Below are 18,776 nucleotides of genomic sequence, written 5' to 3'. Positions count from 1 at the left end.
GCCCTTGATCGCGGGGCAAGCCCGCTCCTACAGATTGCTAGCCGGACCTGTGGGAGCGGGCTTGTCCCGCGATTGTGTCAGGCCTGATATCACCGTCGCCTGGCGAGGGTTTTATCCTTGATTGCGGGACAAGCACAAAAAAAGGCGAACATCGATGTTCGCCCTTTTGATGCCGTCTCGTTTCGACGCAGATCAGATCTGCATCGCCATGCCATCCACGTTCATCGCCGCCTGGCGCAGGGCCTCGGAACGGGTCGGATGAGGGTGACAGGTGAGGGCGATGTCCTCGGCCGAGGCCGAGAATTCCATGGCCACGCAGAACTCGCCGATCATCTCGCTCACGCTTGGGCCCACCAAATGCACGCCCAGCACTTCGTCGGTGTTGGCATCGGCGATGACCTTGGCGAAGCCTTCGGTTTCATGGTTGATCTTGGCGCGGCTGTTGGCCGTGAAGGGGAACTTGCCGACCTTGTAGGCGCGGCCTTCAGCCTTGAGCTGTTCTTCGGTCTTGCCGACGCTGGCCAGTTCAGGGCGGGTATAGATGACGCCCGGGATCAGGTTGTAATTGACCTCATGGGCCTTGCCGGCGATACGCTCGATACAGGAGACCGCCTCGTCCTCGGCCTTGTGCGCCAACATCGGGCCGGAAGTGACATCGCCGATCACCCAGATGCCTGGCACCGAGGAGCGGTGATGATCGTTGGCCAGCATGCCGCGCTTGTCGGTTTCAAGGCCGACGCTTTCCAGGTTCAAGCCCTTGGTGTAGGGGCGGCGGCCGATGGCCACCAGCACGTAGTCGGCCTGCAGGGTTTCGGCCGCGCCGCCTGCTGCAGGTTCCAGCGTCAGGCTGACGCTGTCGGCCGATGGGGTGGCTTGGGTCACCTTGCTGCCGAGCTTGAAAGCCATGCCTTGCTTGGCCAGGGCTTTCTGCAGGGTCTTGGCGGTCTCCTCGTCGGTGCCGGGGCAGATGCGGTCCAGGTATTCGATCACAGTCACTTCGGCACCCAGGCGGCGCCATACCGAGCCCAGTTCCAGGCCGATCACGCCGGCACCGATCACCACCAGGTGCTTGGGTACCTGGGGCAGCGAAAGGGCGCCGGTGGAGTCGATGATGCGTTGGTTGTCGATGGTCACGCCTGGTAGCGGGGTGGGTTCGGAGCCGGTGGCGATGACGATGTCCTTGGCCTGCAGCGTGGTCTCGCTACCGTCCTCGGCCTTGACGATGACCTTGCCGACGCCGTCGAGGCGGCCCCAGCCCTTGACCCAGTCAACCTTGTTCTTGCGGAACAGGTACTCGATGCCCTTGGTCAGGCCGGTCACGCTTTCGTCCTTTTGCTTCATCATCTGGGCCAGGTTGAGCGTTGGCTTGACCTCGATCCCCAGGTGGGCGAACTCCTCGCCAGTGGCCGCTTCGTAGAGCTCCGACGCATGCAGCAGGGCCTTGGACGGCATGCAGCCGACGTTCAGGCAGGTGCCGCCGAGGGTCGAGCGGCCCTCCACGCAGGCGACGCTCATGCCCAGCTGACCGGCGCGGATCGCTGCGTTGTAGCCACCGGGGCCGCCGCCAATGATCACCACATCATAGGATTTCATGGGTTTACTCCAGGAGTGAAGAAGCGCAAGAGGGCCACAAGATTAGTCTGCGCAAAGAAAGTTGTATACAAAAATGCCTTCAATTTGTTTCGGATGCTTCTAGACCAAGGTCTGCATTCACGGAAACTTCCTACGAATGAACTACCCTGTTCCCGGTGACGTCCCAATTAGAGGCGCGACGTCTGGAAAAATGAAAGGGAGGGTCATTCATGCTTGCGCAACTTCCACCTGCGTTGCAGAGCTTGCACTTGCCTTTGCGTCTGAAGCTGTGGGACGGCAACCAGTTCGACCTGGGGCCGAGCCCGCAGGTCACCATCCTGGTCAAGGAGCCTCAGCTGATCAGCCAGCTGACCCATCCGAGCCTGGACGAACTGGGTGCCGCCTTCGTCGAAGGCAAGCTCGAGCTCGAAGGCGATATCGGGGAAGTCATCCGGGTCTGCGACGAGCTCAGCGAAGCATTGCTGGAGGAGCAGGACCAAACACCACCGGCGCGTACCGCCCATGACAAGGACACGGACGCCGAAGCCATCTCCTACCATTACGACCTGTCCAATGAGTTCTATCAGCTTTGGCTCGACCAGGACATGGCCTATTCCTGCGCCTACTTCCGCGAGCCGGACAATACCCTCGACGAAGCCCAGCAGAACAAGTTCGACCACCTGTGCCGCAAGCTGCGTCTGCAGGCAGGTGACTACTTGCTTGACGTGGGCTGCGGTTGGGGTGGTCTGGCACGGTTCGCCGCGCGTGAGTATGGCGCCAAGGTGTTCGGCATTACCCTGAGCAAGGAGCAGCTCAAGCTGGGGCGCCAGCGGGTCAAGGATGAAGGGTTGGCCGGCCAGGTCGATCTGCAGATACTCGACTACCGCGACCTGCCTCAGGATGGCCGGTTCGACAAGGTGGTGAGTGTCGGCATGTTCGAGCACGTCGGCCATGCCAACCTTGAGCTGTATTGCCAGAAGCTGTTCGGTGCCGTGCGCGAAGGCGGCCTGGTGATGAACCATGGCATCACGGCCAAGCACGTGGACGGGCGTCCCGTGGGGCGGGGGGCGGGTGAATTCATCGACCGCTATGTCTTCCCCCATGGCGAACTGCCGCATGTGTCGATGATCAGTGCTCGCATCTGTGAAGCAGGGCTGGAGATCGTTGACGTGGAAAGCCTGCGCCTGCACTACGCCAAGACGCTCAACCACTGGAGCGAGAACCTGGAGAACCAGCTGCACAAGGCTGCTGCCCTGGTGCCGGAGAAGACCTTGCGCATCTGGCGCCTATACCTGGCCGGCTGTGCCTATGCCTTCTCCAAGGGCTGGATCAACCTGCACCAGATCCTCGCGGTGAAGCCTTATGCGGACGGGCATCACGACCTGCCTTGGACCCGCGAAGACCTTTACCGTTAACTCAAAGGATCGGCGATATCAGCCGCGCGATACGCATCCCGAGTTGTTGCAGGCGATGCGTATCGCGACTGTCCTCGGCGCTGATTTCCTTGGCCTCCTCGAAATCCTTCAGCAACATGGCCTCGACCTGGTCGGCAAAGGTGCGGTCGACGGTCAGCAACGTGATCTCGAAATTCAGCCGGAATGAGCGGTTGTCCAGGTTGGCACTGCCGATCGCACTGATCTCGTCATCCACCAGCACCACCTTCTGGTGCAGGAACCCTGGCTGGTAGCGGAACATCCTTACACCGGCACGTACCGCCTCGAATGCGAACAGGCTGGAGGCGGCGTAGACGATACGGTGGTCCGGTCGTGCCGGAATGAGGACGCGCACATCGACCCCGCGCAGCACCGCCAGGCGCAGCGCCGCGAATACCGCCTCATCGGGAACGAAGTAAGGGCTGGTGATCCACACCCGGCGGGTAGCCGAGTGGATGGCTTCGAGGAAGAACAGTGCGCAGGTTTCCTGGGAGTCAGCCGGCCCGCTGGCCAATGCCTGGCACAGCACGCCGTTTTCCGGATAGGTGTCGGGCAGGATCAGTGGCGGCAGTTCACGCGTGGCCCAGTACCAGTCCTCGGCAAACGACTCCTGCAAACAGGCCAGCACCGGGCCGCTGACCTGGACATGGGTATCGCGCCAAGGCGATAGCGGGGGATGTTCGCCGAGGTATTCGTCACCGACGTTATGCCCACCCAAGAAGCCCAGCAGGCCATCGACCACCACGATCTTGCGATGGTTGCGGAAATTGACCTGGAAGCGGTTGAACCAGCCACGGCGCGTGGCGAACGCATGGATCTGCACGCCACCGTCGCGCAGGGCCTGACTATAGCTGGCCGGCAGAGCATGGCTGCCGACCCGGTCGTACAGCACATAGACACGCACACCTTCGGCGGCCTTGCGCAGGAGTAATTGCTGTAGCTTTCGGCCGAGGGTGTCGTCATGGATGATGAAGAACTGCACCAGCACCGCCTGGCGTGCCTGGGCAATGGCGGTGAAGATCGCATCGAAGGTCGCCTTGCCGTTGATCAGCAGCTTCACCTCGTTGTTCGCCAGGCAGGGCATGGGGCCCAGCCGCGGCATGGCGCGCAGCGCAGCATAACTCTGTGATTCGCGCGCTGTGAGCGCTTCCTCTACCCAAGGCCGCCAATTGAGGTTGGCCATGGCCACATGCATTTCCTGGTTAGCCTGGCGCCTGGCCTGGATGTAGGCGTAGAAGGAGCGAGCACCGAAGATCAGGTAGGGGATCAGTGTGAAGTAAGGAATGAAGAACAGCGACATGGCCCAGGCGATCGCGCCCTGGGCGGTGCGTACGGTGAATACGGCGTGCAGCGCGGCGATGACGCCGAGCAGGTGAATCAAGCCGAGTACATAGCCGAAGAAATAGGGGCTGTGGTAGTCCATACGCATCCTGCTTGCTGAGGGCACCGGGATAACAGAGCATGTTCCAGGCCCGGCTTGCAACCCGGAAGCGGAAATGACGTCTAAGGCTCAACCGGCCAGTAGCCGGTCTTTCGAGGAGCATTCATCCATGAAGATTCGTCTGCCACTGTTGGCCCTGGCATTGGGCCTGGGCGCACCGCTGGTGCAAGCGCAGATGCTGCAACCGGGGTTGTGGGAACTGACCACCAGTAACATGCAGGTCGATGGCAAGCCGTTACCCAATATGGAATTCATGCTCGGGCAATTGAAGAACCTGCCGCCGGAGCAGCGTGCCATGATGGAAGGGGTATTGGCCAAGCAGGGTATTACCTTGGCAGGAAAAGGCGTGCGTTCCTGCCTTACGCCTGAGCAGGTCCAGACCGATGACATTCCGCTGCAGGACCCTCAGTCCGGCTGCACCCAGAAGATCACCGAGCGTACGGGCAACGTATGGAAATTCCAGTTCAGCTGCCCGCGCGCCCAAGGTAACGGTCAGGCGACCTTCCTCAGTGACCGGGAATTCCTGACCCAGGTCAGCGGCACCTTCAATGCCTCCGGTGTTCAGCAACAGGGCAGCATGAATACCCGGGCCGTTTGGCTGGGCAGCGACTGTGGTTCGGTGAAACCACGCACCTGAGCATCACCAGCGATATTGGCTGGCAGCAACCGCATCATGGGCATGCAGGCTTTCTGCATGTTCCACGCGCAGGTTGAAGCCAGCCGTCCATTCCACGTCGCGCAACGACAGGTGCAGCCGTCGCGCGGCGTCCTCGCAGAACATCAGGTTCTGGCCATTGGCCAAGGCGAATGCCTGTTCATCGGCGCGTTTTACCGCGGTTTGCACGGCAGTGCCCAAGGCTGCCTCGATCGTGTCGATCAGCTCAGTGATCGGTAGATGAGCCAAGTTGTCCCGTAGTTGAACGCGGACATGGGCTTGGCTGCGCTGGCTGTGTGGCGTGGCGACGATGCCTTGGTTGCTGCCTAGCCATTCCAGCAGTGTGGCCTGGTCGGGCATTTGCGTGGGGAAGTCGATAAGAAACTGCTGTTGAATCAGCTGTCGAGCCAGGGCGGCTGAGCAAGGGCAAGTGGAGGAATAGGGCACCACAACGGATAGTTCCACGTGGAACATTTCATATTCGATCTTCGCATCCAGGGTGACGGGATAGCTTTTCCAACCCGCCAACGGGCTGACCAAGGCCGGCCGTTTCAGGACATGATCGAAGCGTAGGCTTACGTACGCCGCAGAAGATAACCGCTCATGGGATGAGAGGAAATCAGCCAGCAACCGGCGTAGCGACAGCGGATTCAGCTCGGCTTGCTCGAGCGCCTCCAGCGCCAGGTACAGGCGCGACATGTGTATCCCCCGTGAAACGCCATCTTCCAGGTTGACCCCGACGTCTGCTTGCCCGCAGAGAACGCGGCCTTCATGCCGCAACGGCAATGCGATGCCCTGCATGCCAACCCAGTCCAGGGGGAGGGTATGGGGTTGGGTTTGGGTGGCAATATCGGGGAGGGTCAGGCTGGTCATTTTGGCGATCCTGGTGAGTGCAGCAGCGGCACACGGGCTTGGCGAAATTGTATTGTTATAATATAACGTATGCAATGCATCGCTTCGAATGCCCTTGCCCGATGAGGTTTCCCATGCCCAACCGTCTTCCTGTTACCGTGCTGTCCGGCTTCCTGGGCGCCGGAAAGAGCACCTTGCTCAACCATGTACTGCGCAATCGCGAAAACCTGCGGGTGGCCGTGATCGTCAATGACATGAGCGAAATCAACATCGATGCCAGCGAAGTGCAGCGCAACGTCAGCCTCAACCGGGCGCAAGAGAAACTGGTGGAAATGAGCAATGGCTGCATTTGCTGCACCTTGCGCGAAGACCTGCTCGAGGAAGTGGCGAAGCTGGCGCGGGAAGGGCGTTTCGACTACCTGTTGATCGAGTCCACCGGTATTTCCGAACCCCTGCCGGTGGCCGAAACGTTCACTTTCCGTGACGAGCAGGGGCGCAGCCTGTCCGACATGGCGCGCCTGGATACCATGGTCACGGTCGTCGATGGTCTGAACTTCCTGCGTGACTACCAAGCCGCCGACAGCCTGGTCAGCCGCGGCGAAACCCTGGGCGAGGATGATGAGCGCTCGATCACCGACCTGCTGGTCGAGCAGGTGGAATTCGCCGATGTGCTGCTGCTCAGCAAGATCGACCTGATCAGCCAGCATGAACGCGAAGAACTGATGGCCATCCTGCGCAGCCTCAATGCCCGGGCGCAGATCGTCCCTATGGTCATGGGCCAAGTGCCGCTGGAGCGCATCCTCGACACGGGCCTGTTCGACTTCGAACAGGCGGCCCAGGCCCCTGGCTGGCTACAGGAACTGCGTGGCGAGCACGTGCCGGAAACCGAGGAATACGGGATTGCAGCCACCACTTGGCAAGCCCGTCGGCCGTTTCACCCTGAGCGCTTCCACGATTTTATCCACAGCGAATGGACCAATGGCCGCCTGCTGCGTTCGAAAGAGTTTTTCTGGCTGGCCAGCAAGTTCCAGGAGGCGGGCAGTTGGTCGCAGGCGGGTGGCATGATGCGCTATGGCATGGCGGGGCGCTGGTGGCGCTTCGTTCCACGTGAGCATTGGCCACAGGACGAGGAGAGTACCGCCGCGATCCTCAAGCAATGGGTGGCCGAAAGCGGTGATTGCCGACAGGAGCTGGTGTTCATCGGCCAGAACGTCGACTTCAAACAGTTATCCACAGAGCTGGAAGCGTGCTTGTTGACCGACGAGGAAATGGCATTGGGCGAAATGGCCTGGCTTCGTTTCAACGACCCTTTCGGGCCTTGGTATGAGGATGTTGCCTGAGCCTGTGGATATCCACGACGCTTGACGGGCTCGATCGAAGGGTCATAGTGGGGCGACTGTTTTTCCAGGCACTTTCCCATGCTGCAGAACATTCCCACCCACGTGATCGCAGGCCCCTTGGGCGCCGGCAAGACCAGCCTGATACATCAGCTGTTGGCCCAGCGCCCGGCGAATGAACGGTGGGCGGTGCTGGTCAACGAGTTTGGCCTGGTGGGGCTGGATGCGGCGCTACTGGGTCGTGACGACGACGGTATCGCCATTGGCGAAGTGGCAGGTGGCTGCCTGTGTTGCGTCAATGGCATGCCGTTTCAGGTCGGCCTGGGGCGTTTGCTGCGCAAGGCCAGGCCTGACCGCTTGTTCATCGAACCGTCCGGGCTCGGCCACCCCGTTCAGTTGCTTGGCCAGCTCCGCCAGGCCCCATGGTCAGGTGTGCTGGCGGTACAGCCGCTGCTGATGGTCTTGGATACGCAGGCCTTGGCGCGTGGCGAGCCATTGCCGGAGGCGCAGCAGGCGGCCTTGGCGGCAGCCGGAATGCTGGTTTTCAACAAATCCGCCTCTGTGGATGAAAAAAACCGTCTGTTGATAAGTGCTCGGCTGCCCGATTTGCCTAGCTATTGGACAGAGCATGGGGCGTTTGCGCTGGATCGTTTGCCAAGCATTGCACCTGCATCGACGCCCACCGAGTCTGTGGATAAATTACCTGTGGATGAACCTGCGGCCGGCATCAACGTGCTTTGGCCCGATCCACGCCAACCTATCTGTCTCGCTCAGGCCGGGGAAGGTGGCTGGAGTATGGGTTGGCGCTGGCACCCTACGCAGCGTTTCGACGCGGGGCGCCTGGAGCGATTTCTGCAGGCCTGGCCATGGCGACGGGCCAAAGGCGTTATCCACAGCGCGACCGGCTGGCAATCGTTCAATACCCTCAATGGTGGTAAACCGGTCTGGCAGCCGAGCGAATGGCGCAAGGACACGCGCCTGGAACTGATCTTCGACCAGCCCCAGCCCTTGGAGACCCTGAAAGCCGCCCTGGCTGCCTGTCGCCTGGATGACTGATCAGTTATGCCAGCGGTTGTGCTCCTGGCGCCACTGCTGCATCTGGATCACGTTGTCCGCCTTGGGAGGCGTCTTGATCTCGAACGGATAGGGCGCCAATTCTATCTGCATGGTATGGGCGCCGAATTGGGTGACCGTACCCGGATGGCGCTGCTCGCCGGTGACGGTGAATTCGAACCCATAGACCCGGGCTAGGCGCTTGCGCCCATTGGCGTCGCGTACGAACCCGATGCGCTTGAGGGCGACGTTATCGTCGAGCAGCTCCAGGTCGAGCTTGGCGCAATGTTGCTTGACCCGTTCAAGCGCCTTCTCGCGTAGCCCGTGGTTGTGCCACAACCAGGCGCCGGCGGCGGCTACCACCATCAGAACGAACAGGTTCTCCAGGGTCAACATTTGCATATGCTCCAAACAGGTCAGTCCAGCTTAACTGTGTCCCTGGCCTGTCGTACAGGTGGCAATCAGGTTCATACTGCGCGCCGCATACTTTTGAAACAGCTTTGGAAAATTCGCATGAAACGTACACCGCATCTGCTTGCCATCCAGTCCCACGTGGTCTTCGGCCATGCCGGAAACAGCGCGGCGGTGTTCCCCATGCAGCGGGTCGGGGTGAATGTCTGGCCACTCAATACCGTGCAATTCTCCAACCATACTCAGTATGGCCAGTGGGCCGGTGAAGTGCTTGCTCCAGCGCAAATTCCTGCGTTGGTGGAAGGCATTTCCAACATCGGCGAGCTGGGCCACTGCGACGCGGTATTGTCCGGTTACCTGGGCAGTGCCGAACAAGGGCGTGCGATCCTGGCGGGTGTGCAACGGATCAAAGCGGTGAACCCCAAGGCGCTGTACCTGTGCGACCCGGTCATGGGGCATGCGGAAAAAGGCTGCATCGTCCCGGAGGAGGTGAGCGAGTTCCTGCTCGATGAGGCCGCTTCGGTGGCCGACATCCTCTGCCCGAACCAGCTCGAGCTGGACAGCTTCTGTGGCCGCAGGGCGCAATCCCTGGACGATTGCGTGGCCATGGCCCGTGGTCTGCTCGAGCGTGGGCCGAAAGTGGTGCTGGTCAAGCACCTGGCCTACCCAGGGCGTGCCGAGGACAGCTTCGAGATGCTGCTGGTCACCGGCGACGGCTGCTGGCATCTGCAGCGCCCGCTGTTGGCGTTTCCCCGCCAGCCGGTGGGCGTAGGGGACCTGACCTCCGGGCTGTTCCTGGCCCGGGTGCTGCTGGGCGACAGCTGGGTGCAGGCGCTCGAGTTCACCGCCGCCGCAGTACATGAGGTGTTGCTGGAAACCCAGGCCTGTGCCAGCTACGAGCTGCAGCTGGTCCGGGCCCAGGATCGCATCGCCCATCCGCGCGTGCGCTTCCAGGCGCAACGTCTGGTGGTCGGCAGCTAATCGGCTAGCGCCGCCCCCTGTGGAAGCGGGCTTTTCCCGCGATTAGGCCGAGCCCAGTATCATCGCCGCCTGGCAAGGGCTTCGCCCTTGATCGCGGGGCAAGCCCGCTCCCACAGGGGTAGTGCTAACCGCTTGTGGGGGCGGTAGCCTCCAAAGCCTTTCGGTAACGACTAGATCGAATCGGTCTTGAGGTTCTGGTAGCGCTGTTCCAGTTCCTGGCGGATCTGCCGGCGCTGCTGGCCTTGCAAGAAGCGGCGCTTCTCTTCGCTGCTTTGCGGCTGGCGTGGCGGTACCTGTACCGGACGGCGGTTGTCGTCCACTGCGACCATGGTGAAGAAACAGCTGTTGGAATGGCGTACGGAGCGCTCGCGGATGTTCTCGGTCACCACCTTGATGCCCACTTCCATCGAGGTATTGCCGGTGTAGTTGACCGAAGCGAGGAACGTCACCAGCTCGCCCACGTGCACAGGCTCGCGGAAGATCACCTGGTCCACGGACAACGTCACCACATAAGTGCCGGCGTAGCGGCTGGCGCAGGCGTAGGCGACTTCGTCGAGGTACTTGAGCAGGGTGCCGCCATGTACGTTGCCCGAAAAATTGGCCATGTCCGGGGTCATCAGGACAGTCATCGTCAACTGGGCGTTTCCAGGTTCCATAGTGTGCTCACGGGTTGGTTGCGCTGAAACGGGGCGGGTATCTGCAGACACTTCTGTTTCCCCCTCAATGTGGTTTCACATCCTGGTACGGGACGTCGGCCGACGCGCCATCGTCACGCGAATCATGCCATCGCTGGCGGCAAAATCGCCGATCTGTTTCTGCATATTGCATCGGCGTTTCGCACACAGGCGCGATGTTAACCTGAGGGAGCCCACGCAACCTGGGCTTTCCTGCATTGAACACAGTATGTACTTGCTGCTCGCTCGGGTTTGCCTCGGCAGAGGAGCGGTCTGCCCAGGCAACGAGAAAAGGAGTCCCTCGCCATGCATGCCATCAGCTTCATTCAGGATCTGGCCGTGATCATGCTGGTGGCCGGGGTGGTCACCATTCTTTTCCATCGCTTCAAGCAGCCTGTCGTGCTGGGGTACATCGTCGCCGGCTTCATCATCGGCCCGCACACACCGCCCTTCGGCCTGATCCATGATGAAGACACAATCAAGACCCTGGCCGAACTCGGGGTGATCTTCTTGATGTTCTGCCTGGGCCTGGAGTTCAGCCTGCGCAAGTTGTTCAAGGTCGGTGCCACGGCGTTCATCGCGGCCTTCCTGGAAATCGTGCTGATGATCTGGATCGGCTTCGAGATCGGTCGCTGGTTTGGTTGGAGCACGATGGATTCGCTGTTCCTGGGCGCGATCCTGGCCATTTCCTCGACCACCATCATCGTCAAGGCGCTCAACGACCTGAAGATGAAGAACGAGCGCTTCGCCCAATTGATCTTCGGGGTGCTGATCGTGGAGGACATCCTGGGTATCGGCATCATTGCCCTGCTTTCAGGCATCGCGGTCAGCGGCACGGTCAGTTCGGGCGAAGTGTTTTCCACGGTGGGCAAGCTGTCGCTGTTCATGATCGTCGCCCTGGTCGTCGGCATCCTGCTGGTGCCACGGCTGCTGGCCTACGTGGCGAAGTTCGAAAGCAACGAAATGCTGTTGATCACCGTGCTGGGCCTGTGTTTCGGGTTCTGTCTGCTGGTGGTCAAGCTCGAATACAGCATGGTTCTGGGTGCGTTCCTGATCGGCGCGATCATGGCCGAGTCCCGGCAACTGCTGAAGATCGAACGCCTGATCGAACCGGTGCGCGACCTGTTCAGTGCCATCTTCTTCGTGGCCATCGGCCTGATGATCGACCCGCGCGTTCTGGTCGACTACGCCTGGCCTATTGCGGTCATTACCGTGGCGGTGGTGTTGGGCAAGATGCTGTCGTGCGGCATGGGCGCCTTCATTGCCGGCAATGACGGGCGTACCTCGCTGCGCGTGGGGATGGGCCTTTCGCAGATCGGCGAATTTTCCTTCATCATCGCGGCGCTGGGCATGACCTTGCAGGTCACAAGTGACTTCCTCTACCCGGTAGCGGTGGCTGTTTCGGCAATTACCACCTTGCTCACGCCCTACCTGATTCGCGCCGCCGACCCCTTGTCGCTGAAGCTCGGCAAGGTGGTGCCCGGTCGGCTGGCACGGGTGTTGTCGCTATATGGTGAATGGTTGCGCAGCATCCAACCCCAAGGGGAAGGCGCCATGGTGGCTGCGATGGTCAGGCGCATCCTGCTGCAGGTCGGCGTGAACCTAGCGTTGGTGATCGCGATCTTCTTCAGTGGCGGTTACTTCGCCGAGCGTATCGGCACCTGGCTGATGGAGTGGGTCGGCGATATCAGCCGGCAGAAGGCATTGATCTGGGGCGCTGCGCTATTGTTGTCGTTGCCGTTCCTGATTGCCGCCTACCGCAAGCTCAAGGCGCTTTCGATGCTGCTGGCCGAACTGGGCGTCAAGCCGGAGATGGCAGGGCGGCATACCCAGCGTGTGCGGCGGGTGATCGCCGAAGTGATTCCATTGTTGTCGCTGCTGGTGATCTTCCTGCTGCTTTCGGCGCTGTCGGCGAGCATCTTGCCGACCAACGAGCTTCTGCTGGTGATCGCAGTGGTAGCGGCAGTGGTGGTGGCATTGCTGTGGCGCTGGTTCATCCGGGTCCATACCCGCATGCAGATCGCCTTGCTGGAAACGCTGGACAACAATCGCGACCAAGCCCATTGAAGGGGGGCTTTCTGCGCTTGATTTAATCGAAGTCCGAGGGGATGGAGCGGTAGCGACGCGGCCAAGCGCAGAAAGCCAGGCGATTCTACGGTGGATGGTGGCTAAGAGCCATGGATTGAGTGTAGGGAAAGCCCACAAAGGCTGTAGGCTTTCGCTAATCCTATGCGCCGAAGGTATCAGCTTTCCAGCCAGACATCCCTGGCCCAATGCCAAACGGATTCCCAGTTGTCTTCGGCGATGGCTTCTTCATCGCCATCCCACAAGACCACGGTGCCGTCTTCCTCGACGCAATAGTAGCTGTCGCCATCCTGGCACAGCGGGATCAGGTCCCGCGGCACGCCCGCATCCCAGGCGTTCGCGGCAACGTCTGGCAGGTAGGTATGGGACTGCGGGTCGGTGACGGTGACCGGTTCCAGGCTGCCGTAGACCACGTCGCTGACGGTCAGCAGGAACTCCTTGAACACGAAGGGAATGTTGATGAACAGCTGCTCTTCGATCTCCACCAGCAAGTCTTCGTCTGGCAGTTCCAGCGGCACGGGAACCGGCTCGTTGGCTTCCCGGAGTTGTTCGATCACTTCTTCCACGGCTTACATCCTCTGACCTTGATGACAACGCTGCGCGTTATACCCTAGTAGGCCAGTCTGCCAAAAGCAAAAACCCCGGGCAGGGGCGGAAACAAAAAGCTTGGGGCCGCAAAGCGGCCCCAACGTATGCCAGCGGAAGAATCAGCCGTTCTGGCGGATGCCAGCGAGCAGCCAAGGCTGGTTCTCGCCCTGTGCACGCTCCATATGCCAGCTCTCGCTGAACGCTTCGCCCTGGTCGAAGCGCGAGGTCTTCGAGACACCGTGGAAGGTCAGGGTCGCGATGGTCTTGTCGGCGCGGTCATCGACGCCTTCGAGCTGTACATCGAGGTTGTCGATGTAGGTGGACTGGAAGCCATCACCCAGGTCGGCACGCTCGCGCTTGAGGAACTCGAGCATCTGTGGGGTGACGAACTCGGCGATCTTGTCCATCTCGTTGGCATCCCAATGCTGCTGCAGCGACATGAAGTGGCTGCGTGCGGCGTTCAGGAAGTTCTGCTCGTTGAACCAGGCCGGGGCGTTGATCACTGGGGCGGCGGCAGGCGCAGCGGCGCCACCGAAGACCGACGGCTGGGCTGGCTGGGCATGGGTTTCACGCTGGTAAGGCGCGTGGCCGGCGGCGGCGTGTTGCGGCTGCTGCTGGCGACGGCGCGCGGCGATGAAGCGGAACACCAGGAAGGCGATCAGGCCCATGATCAGGAAGTCGAGGATCTGCATGCCCTGGAAGCCGTCGCCCATGAACATGGAAGCCAGCAGGCCGCCCGCGGCGATACCAGCCAATGGGCCCAGCCAGCGCGAAGCACCGCTGGCGGCGGCCGGGGCGCGGCCAGGAGCGGTTGGCGCGGCGGCCGGCGTGGTTGGCGTAGCCTGGCGGGTCTGGTGGATAGGCGCGGAGCCCGAGCTCTTGCCGCCGCCGAAACGCTTGGCGTTGGCGTCCAGGCTCAGCGTCAGGCCGACGCACAGCGCCAGTACGATGCTAAGAAAACGTTGCATAGATGGGATTTCCCCTGTGGGTGGATTGCACGCGCGTCATGTTGCACAGGTTGTTGTGCACATGACCAGCGCCATAATGTTTCCATCTTTTGCCTGATGGGCCTGTACACAAGCCCATTCAGTGGGTAGGACCTTTCGTCAGCAGGCAAAAGAAAAGACTACAGTCGGCTGGAAGCCGTAGCATTCGGTATCAGATCGCTTCCAATTTGGCGTAGCCCAGCATCAGCCACTTGCTGCCTTCGGCGAAGTTGACCTGCACCCGTGCCTGGGCCCCCGAGCCTTCGAAATTGAGGATCACGCCTTCGCCGAACACCGAATGCTGCACACGTTGGCCCAGGGTGAACGCCGTTTGCGGAATGCTGGCATTGGCGAACAGGCTGCTGGAATTGCTCTGATTGCCACCGAAGGGGCGGCTGACGCTATTGGACAGACGCACTTCCTGCACCAGCCCCGCCGGAATTTCCCGTACGAAACGCGACACCTTGTTGTAGGTCTCGCTGCCATACAGGCGACGGGTTTCGGCGTAGGTCATGATCAGCTGGCGCATGGCCCGGGTGATGCCCACGTAGGCCAGGCGACGTTCCTCTTCGAGGCGGCCTGGCTCTTCCAGGCTCATCTTGTGAGGGAACAAGCCTTCCTCCATGCCCACCAGGAACACATAGGGGAACTCCAGGCCCTTGGCGCTGTGCAAGGTCATCAATTGCACGCTGTCTTCATGTTCGTCCGCCTGGGCATCGCCGGCCTCCAGGGAAGCATGGCCGAGGAAGGCTGACAGCGGCGAAAGGTCGGCATCGTCTTCGCTGGTTTCGAAGTTGCGCGCGGCGCTGACCAGTTCCTCGAGGTTTTCTACCCGTGCCTGGCCTTTTTCGCCTTTTTCTTCCTGGTGGTAGATGATCAGGCCGGACTGCTCGATGACGGTCTGGGTCATCAGGTGCAGTGGCATGTCCAAGGTCTTGGCGGCCAGGTTTTCCATGAGCTCGATGAAAGCGCCCAGGGCGCTTGCCGCGCGGCCTTTCAGGGCTTTGGCGGCGAGCAGCTGGCACATGGCTTCCCACATCGACAGCTGGCTGTGGCGGGCATGGTCGCGGATCGCTTCGACGGTTTTCTCGCCGATGCCACGCGGTGGCACGTTGATTACCCGTTCGAGGGCGGCATCGTTGCCGCGGCCTTCGAGAAGGCGCAGGTAGGCCATGGCGTTCTTGATTTCTGCGCGTTCGAAGAAGCGTTGGCCGCCGTAGATGCGGTAGGGAATACGCTCGCGCAGCAGGGCTTCTTCCAATACCCGTGACTGGGCGTTGGAGCGATACAGGATGGCGATGTCGTTGCGCGCATTGCCTTGCCTGATCAGGCTCTCGATGGTCTCGACCACATAGCGCGCTTCGTCGTGTTCGTTATAGGCGGCGTACAACGTCAGCGGCTCGCCTTCGCCCATGTCGGTCCACAGTTCCTTGCCCAGGCGCCCGCTGTTGTTGGCGATCAGGGCATTGGCCGCCTTGAGGATGCCACCGGTGGAGCGGTAGTTCTGCTCCAGGCGGATCAACTCGGCGTCAGGGAAGTCGGCGGTGTACTGGTGGATGTTCTCGATCTTGGCCCCGCGCCAGCCATAGATGGACTGGTCATCGTCGCCCACGGCCATCAGGCTGCCGCCGTTCTGGCCGGCCAGCAGGCGCAGCCAGGCGTACTGCACGGCGTTGGTGTCCTGGAACTCGTCCACCAGCAGGTGGCGGAAGCGTCGCTGGTAGTGCTCCAGCAGGCCGGGGTGGTCGCGCCACAAGTCCAGGGCGCGCAACAGCAACTCGGAGAAATCGATGACCCCAGCACGTTCGCAAGCCTGCTCATAGGCTTCGTAGATGCTGCGCATGGTGCCCAGGAACAGGTCGCCGCCGGCCTGGATATGTTGCGGGCGCAGGCCCTCGTCCTTCTGCCCGTTGATGAACCATTGGGCCTGGCGTGCTGGCCAGCGCTGCTCGTCGAGGCCAAGCTCGCGGATCACCCGCTTGACCAGGCGCTGCTGGTCATCGCTGTCGAGAATCTGGAAATTCTGCACCAGGCGCGCTTCCTGCCAGTGCGCACGCAACAGGCGGTGTGCCAGGCCGTGGAAGGTACCGACCCACATGCCCGCCGGGTTGATGCCCAGCAGCTGCTCGATCCGCTGGCGCATTTCGGCGGCGGCCTTGTTGGTGAACGTCACCGACAGGATCGAGTGCGGCGAAGCCTGCTCGACCTGGATCAGCCAGGCGATGCGATGCACCAGCACGCGGGTTTTACCGGAGCCGGCGCCAGCAAGCACCAGCTGACGCCCAAGCGTGGCCGCGACAGCCTGGCGTTGGGCATCATTGAGGGAGTTCAACAGGAGGGAGAGGTCATCTGTGTGCATCCGGCCATTCTAGGGCCAAGCCGGTCAAGGGACAAACACCTACTGTATGAATATTCACCTTCTGGTAGCGTCGCTCATCGGGTGATTCGCTACGCTCGGTCGCCCCCAGGACTTCGATACCACTGGCTGCCATGCCTGGCCAGCAAGCTGTTGGCCTGCTCTGGCCCGTTGCTTCCGGCGGCATAGTGGCGCGGGGGCTGGAAGTGTTCTTCCCAGCCCTTGAGGATCGGGTCGATCCAAGCCCAGGCGGCTTCCACTTCGTCACGTCGCATGAACAGCGTCGAATCCCCCTCGAGCACGTCCAGCAACAAACGTTCATAGGCTTCCCAGCGGCGGGTCTGGCCGAACACCTGGGCCAGGTTCAGGTCCAGTTCGACAGGCGCCAGACGCATGCCTTTGCCCGGGCTCTTGGTCATCATGCGCAGGCTGATGCGCTCCTCGGGCTGCAGCTGGATCAACAGCTGGTTGACCTGGCCGCCGCTGAACAGCTCGTGGGGCACCGGCTTGAACTGGATGACGATTTGCGACGAGCGCCGCGCCATGCGCTTGCCGGTGCGCAGGTAGAAGGGCACGCCGGCCCAGCGCCAGTTGTCGATGTGCGCGTGCACGGCGACGAAGGTCTCGGTATCGCTGTCGTTGTCGACGTCCTTTTCGAAGTAGTAGGCCGGCACTTCCTGGCCGCCGATATGGCCGGCGCCGTATTGGCCGCGCACGGTCTTGTCCTGCACGTCCTGGCCGGTGATCGGCTTGAGCGCCCGAAGGATCTTCACCTTCTCATCACGTACCGCCTCGGCCTCGAACTGCGCCGGTGGCTCCATGGCAACCAGGCACAGCAGCTGCAGCAGATGGTTCTGCAGCATGTCGCGGGTCGCACCCGCGCGGTCGTAGTAGGCGCCGCGGTTTTCCACGCCCAGGGTTTCGCAGACGCTGATCTGTACATGGTCGACCTGGCCATTGCGCCATACCGGCTCCAGTAGGGCATTGGCAAAACGCAGGGCCATGAGGTTCTGCACCGTTTCCTTGCCCAGATAGTGGTCGATACGAAACACCTGGCTCTCGTCGAATACCGCGCCAATGGCTTCGTTGATCGCCGTGGCCGATTCCAGCGAGTGGCCGATGGGCTTTTCCAGCACGATGCGCGCTTCGCTGTCGGCAAGGCCGGCAATGCGCAGGTGGTTGGCGATGGGCACGAACAGGTTGGGTGCGGTGGCCAGGTAGTAGATGCGGGCCAGCCCTCCAGGCTCACCCAGGTAACGCGCAAGGCGCACGAAATCGGCGCTTTGCAGGGCATCCATGGCGAAGTAGTCCAGGCGTGCGCAAAAGCGCCGCCAGACATCTTCCTCGAAATCGTTGCGGGCGATCTGGGCCCGGCAGTTACGCTCGGCGAGCTTGAGGTATTCGTCCCGTGGCAAGGGGCGCCGGGCCAGCGCGATGATTCTCACGGCGTTGTGCAGGCGGCCCTCGCGATACAGGTGATAGAGCGCCGGCAGCAGTTTGTGCAAGGCCAGGTCGCCCGTACCGCCGAAGACCAGGATGTCGCAAGGAATAGTCAAAACCACCACTCTCCACGTTCGTTTAGCTGGGCGGGTCGCGGGTCTTGTAGTATAACTACAAGAAAGCTACATCCCGGCCAGCCGATCATAACCGAGTCCAGCCTGTGAATCTGTTGCAACATATCGCCCAATCGCGCCATTTGCTGCGCAAATCGGAACTGAAAGTGGCCGACCATGTGCTGCTCGATCCGGCTGCCGTCATGCACAGCTCCATGGCCGACCTGGCTCACAGCGTAGGGATCAGCGAGCCGACCATTGTGCGCTTTTGCCGGGCGATCGGCTGTTCAGGCTTCCAGGATCTCAAGCTCAAGCTGGCGCAGAGTCTGGCCGCTGGCGCCAGTTTCGGGCAGTTCGCGATCCATGAAGACGACTCGGTCGCCGACTACAGCCTGAAGATCTTCGACACCACGCTACATACCTTGATGGAGGTGCGCGAACACCTCAATCCCCAGGCCCTGCAACAGGCGGTAACCGCCATGGCCCAGGCCCAGCGCGTGGAGTTTTATGGCTTTGGTGCCTCCGGCGCGGTGGCGGCCGATGCCCAGCACAAGTTCTTCCGCCTGCTGCTCAGCGCCGCGGCCTATTCCGACCCGCACATGCAGGCGATGTCCGCGGTGACGCTCAAGCCTGGCGATGTAGCCGTGTGCATCTCCCAATCGGGTCGCTCCAAGGACCTGCTGATTACGGCCAACCTGGTGCGTGAAAGCGGGGCCAATCTGATCACCTTGTGCCCGAGCCAGACGCCGTTGGCTGAATTGTCCACCGTCAACCTGGCCATCGACGTGCACGAAGACAC

16 protein-coding genes are annotated in these 18,776 nt (G+C 61.5%); 7 read left to right on the top strand and 9 right to left on the bottom strand.

The window, feature by feature from the left end:
• Nucleotides 1-192: 192 nt before the first annotated feature.
• The gene (gene lpdA / locus IRZ56_RS22015) at nucleotides 193-1,593 is read right to left on the bottom strand and encodes a dihydrolipoyl dehydrogenase (RefSeq protein ID WP_196146883.1); all 1,401 of its coding nucleotides are present in this window, start codon (nucleotides 1,591-1,593) and stop codon (nucleotides 193-195) included.
• A gap of 209 nt (nucleotides 1,594-1,802) precedes the next feature.
• On the opposite strand from lpdA, the gene cfaB reads away from it, so the two are divergent.
• Nucleotides 1,803-2,987: a C17 cyclopropane fatty acid synthase CfaB gene (cfaB, locus tag IRZ56_RS22010; protein ID WP_196146882.1), complete on the top strand. Its 1,185-nt coding sequence runs from the start codon at nucleotides 1,803-1,805 to the stop codon at nucleotides 2,985-2,987.
• Between the two features lies 1 nt (nucleotide 2,988).
• On the opposite strand, the gene cls is transcribed toward cfaB, so the two are convergent.
• Entirely contained in the window at nucleotides 2,989-4,428 is a 1,440-nt protein-coding gene (gene cls, locus IRZ56_RS22005) for a cardiolipin synthase (protein WP_196146881.1), read from the bottom strand.
• Between the two features lie 127 nt (nucleotides 4,429-4,555).
• Between cls and IRZ56_RS22000 the strand changes: the two genes are divergently transcribed.
• Complete coding sequence (locus IRZ56_RS22000) at nucleotides 4,556-5,083, top strand: DUF3617 domain-containing protein (protein WP_196146880.1); 528 nt, start codon at nucleotides 4,556-4,558, stop codon at nucleotides 5,081-5,083.
• Between the two features lie 3 nt (nucleotides 5,084-5,086).
• Here the strand turns inward: IRZ56_RS22000 and folE2 are convergent, their stop codons facing one another.
• Nucleotides 5,087-5,974, bottom strand: coding sequence for a GTP cyclohydrolase FolE2 (gene folE2 / locus IRZ56_RS21995; protein WP_196146879.1), 888 nt, complete (start codon nucleotides 5,972-5,974; stop codon nucleotides 5,087-5,089).
• Between the two features lie 113 nt (nucleotides 5,975-6,087).
• Here folE2 and zigA point away from each other — a divergent pair, with 113 nt between their 5' ends.
• Both zigA and IRZ56_RS21985 read left to right on the top strand, forming a co-directional pair.
• Nucleotides 6,088-7,293, top strand: a complete 1,206-nt coding sequence (gene zigA, locus IRZ56_RS21990; RefSeq protein ID WP_196146878.1) for a zinc metallochaperone GTPase ZigA — start codon at nucleotides 6,088-6,090, stop codon at nucleotides 7,291-7,293.
• 78 nt (nucleotides 7,294-7,371) lie between these two features.
• Nucleotides 7,372-8,346 (top strand): CobW family GTP-binding protein, encoded by a 975-nt coding sequence (locus IRZ56_RS21985; RefSeq protein WP_196146877.1) that lies wholly within the window; start codon nucleotides 7,372-7,374, stop codon nucleotides 8,344-8,346.
• Here the strand turns inward: IRZ56_RS21985 and IRZ56_RS21980 are convergent, their stop codons facing one another.
• Nucleotides 8,347-8,739: a DUF3301 domain-containing protein gene (locus IRZ56_RS21980; RefSeq protein ID WP_196146876.1), complete on the bottom strand. Its 393-nt coding sequence runs from the start codon at nucleotides 8,737-8,739 to the stop codon at nucleotides 8,347-8,349.
• Between the two features lie 117 nt (nucleotides 8,740-8,856).
• On the opposite strand from IRZ56_RS21980, the gene pdxY reads away from it, so the two are divergent.
• On the top strand, nucleotides 8,857-9,735 hold the full coding sequence (gene pdxY / locus IRZ56_RS21975; RefSeq protein WP_196146875.1) for a pyridoxal kinase PdxY: 879 nt from the start codon (nucleotides 8,857-8,859) through the stop codon (nucleotides 9,733-9,735).
• Nucleotides 9,736-9,905: 170 nt separating this feature from the next.
• On the opposite strand, the gene IRZ56_RS21970 is transcribed toward pdxY, so the two are convergent.
• Entirely contained in the window at nucleotides 9,906-10,391 is a 486-nt protein-coding gene (locus IRZ56_RS21970) for an acyl-CoA thioesterase (protein ID WP_043209987.1), read from the bottom strand.
• A gap of 324 nt (nucleotides 10,392-10,715) precedes the next feature.
• Here IRZ56_RS21970 and IRZ56_RS21965 point away from each other — a divergent pair, with 324 nt between their 5' ends.
• The gene (locus IRZ56_RS21965; RefSeq protein ID WP_196146874.1) at nucleotides 10,716-12,476 is read left to right on the top strand and encodes a cation:proton antiporter; all 1,761 of its coding nucleotides are present in this window, start codon (nucleotides 10,716-10,718) and stop codon (nucleotides 12,474-12,476) included.
• Nucleotides 12,477-12,652: 176 nt separating this feature from the next.
• Here IRZ56_RS21965 and IRZ56_RS21960 read toward each other — a convergent pair whose 3' ends face one another.
• From IRZ56_RS21960 to zwf, 4 genes are all read right to left on the bottom strand, one after another.
• Nucleotides 12,653-13,060, bottom strand: a complete 408-nt coding sequence (locus IRZ56_RS21960; protein ID WP_196146873.1) for an SMI1/KNR4 family protein — start codon at nucleotides 13,058-13,060, stop codon at nucleotides 12,653-12,655.
• Nucleotides 13,061-13,201: 141 nt separating this feature from the next.
• Nucleotides 13,202-14,050, bottom strand: a complete 849-nt coding sequence (locus IRZ56_RS21955) for a Tim44 domain-containing protein (RefSeq protein WP_196146872.1) — start codon at nucleotides 14,048-14,050, stop codon at nucleotides 13,202-13,204.
• Between the two features lie 190 nt (nucleotides 14,051-14,240).
• A complete protein-coding gene (gene uvrD / locus IRZ56_RS21950) occupies nucleotides 14,241-16,427 on the bottom strand; it encodes a DNA helicase II (RefSeq protein ID WP_196146871.1) in 2,187 nt (728 codons plus the stop codon).
• An 89-nt stretch (nucleotides 16,428-16,516) separates the two neighbouring features.
• A complete protein-coding gene (gene zwf, locus IRZ56_RS21945) occupies nucleotides 16,517-17,980 on the bottom strand; it encodes a glucose-6-phosphate dehydrogenase (protein WP_196146870.1) in 1,464 nt (487 codons plus the stop codon).
• Between the two features lie 104 nt (nucleotides 17,981-18,084).
• Between zwf and IRZ56_RS21940 the strand changes: the two genes are divergently transcribed.
• A partial coding sequence (locus tag IRZ56_RS21940) for an SIS domain-containing protein (RefSeq protein WP_196146869.1) occupies nucleotides 18,085-18,776 on the top strand: 692 nt, incomplete at its 3' end.

This window comes from Pseudomonas guariconensis (assembly GCF_015680235.1).
In the GTDB taxonomy this organism is placed as follows: domain Bacteria; phylum Pseudomonadota; class Gammaproteobacteria; order Pseudomonadales; family Pseudomonadaceae; genus Aquipseudomonas; species Aquipseudomonas guariconensis_A.
Note: the sequence above shows the minus strand (reverse complement) of the source record. Positions and strands in the feature narration are given on the sequence as shown.

What these genes read in the sequence shown, in the direction of transcription:
- IRZ56_RS21980 (WP_196146876.1), bottom strand. Translation starts at nt 8,739, where the DNA reads ATGTTGACCCTGGAGAACCTGTTCGTTCTGATGGTGGTAGCCGCCGCC.
- IRZ56_RS21985 (WP_196146877.1), top strand. Translation starts at nt 7,372, where the DNA reads ATGCTGCAGAACATTCCCACCCACGTGATCGCAGGCCCCTTGGGCGCC.
- zigA (WP_196146878.1), top strand. Translation starts at nt 6,088, where the DNA reads ATGCCCAACCGTCTTCCTGTTACCGTGCTGTCCGGCTTCCTGGGCGCC.
- cfaB (WP_196146882.1), top strand. Translation starts at nt 1,803, where the DNA reads ATGCTTGCGCAACTTCCACCTGCGTTGCAGAGCTTGCACTTGCCTTTG.
- pdxY (WP_196146875.1), top strand. Translation starts at nt 8,857, where the DNA reads ATGAAACGTACACCGCATCTGCTTGCCATCCAGTCCCACGTGGTCTTC.
- uvrD (WP_196146871.1), bottom strand. Translation starts at nt 16,427, where the DNA reads ATGCACACAGATGACCTCTCCCTCCTGTTGAACTCCCTCAATGATGCC.
- lpdA (WP_196146883.1), bottom strand. Translation starts at nt 1,593, where the DNA reads ATGAAATCCTATGATGTGGTGATCATTGGCGGCGGCCCCGGTGGCTAC.
- IRZ56_RS21955 (WP_196146872.1), bottom strand. Translation starts at nt 14,050, where the DNA reads ATGCAACGTTTTCTTAGCATCGTACTGGCGCTGTGCGTCGGCCTGACG.
- IRZ56_RS22000 (WP_196146880.1), top strand. Translation starts at nt 4,556, where the DNA reads ATGAAGATTCGTCTGCCACTGTTGGCCCTGGCATTGGGCCTGGGCGCA.
- cls (WP_196146881.1), bottom strand. Translation starts at nt 4,428, where the DNA reads ATGGACTACCACAGCCCCTATTTCTTCGGCTATGTACTCGGCTTGATT.
- folE2 (WP_196146879.1), bottom strand. Translation starts at nt 5,974, where the DNA reads ATGACCAGCCTGACCCTCCCCGATATTGCCACCCAAACCCAACCCCAT.
- IRZ56_RS21965 (WP_196146874.1), top strand. Translation starts at nt 10,716, where the DNA reads ATGCATGCCATCAGCTTCATTCAGGATCTGGCCGTGATCATGCTGGTG.
- IRZ56_RS21970 (WP_043209987.1), bottom strand. Translation starts at nt 10,391, where the DNA reads ATGGAACCTGGAAACGCCCAGTTGACGATGACTGTCCTGATGACCCCG.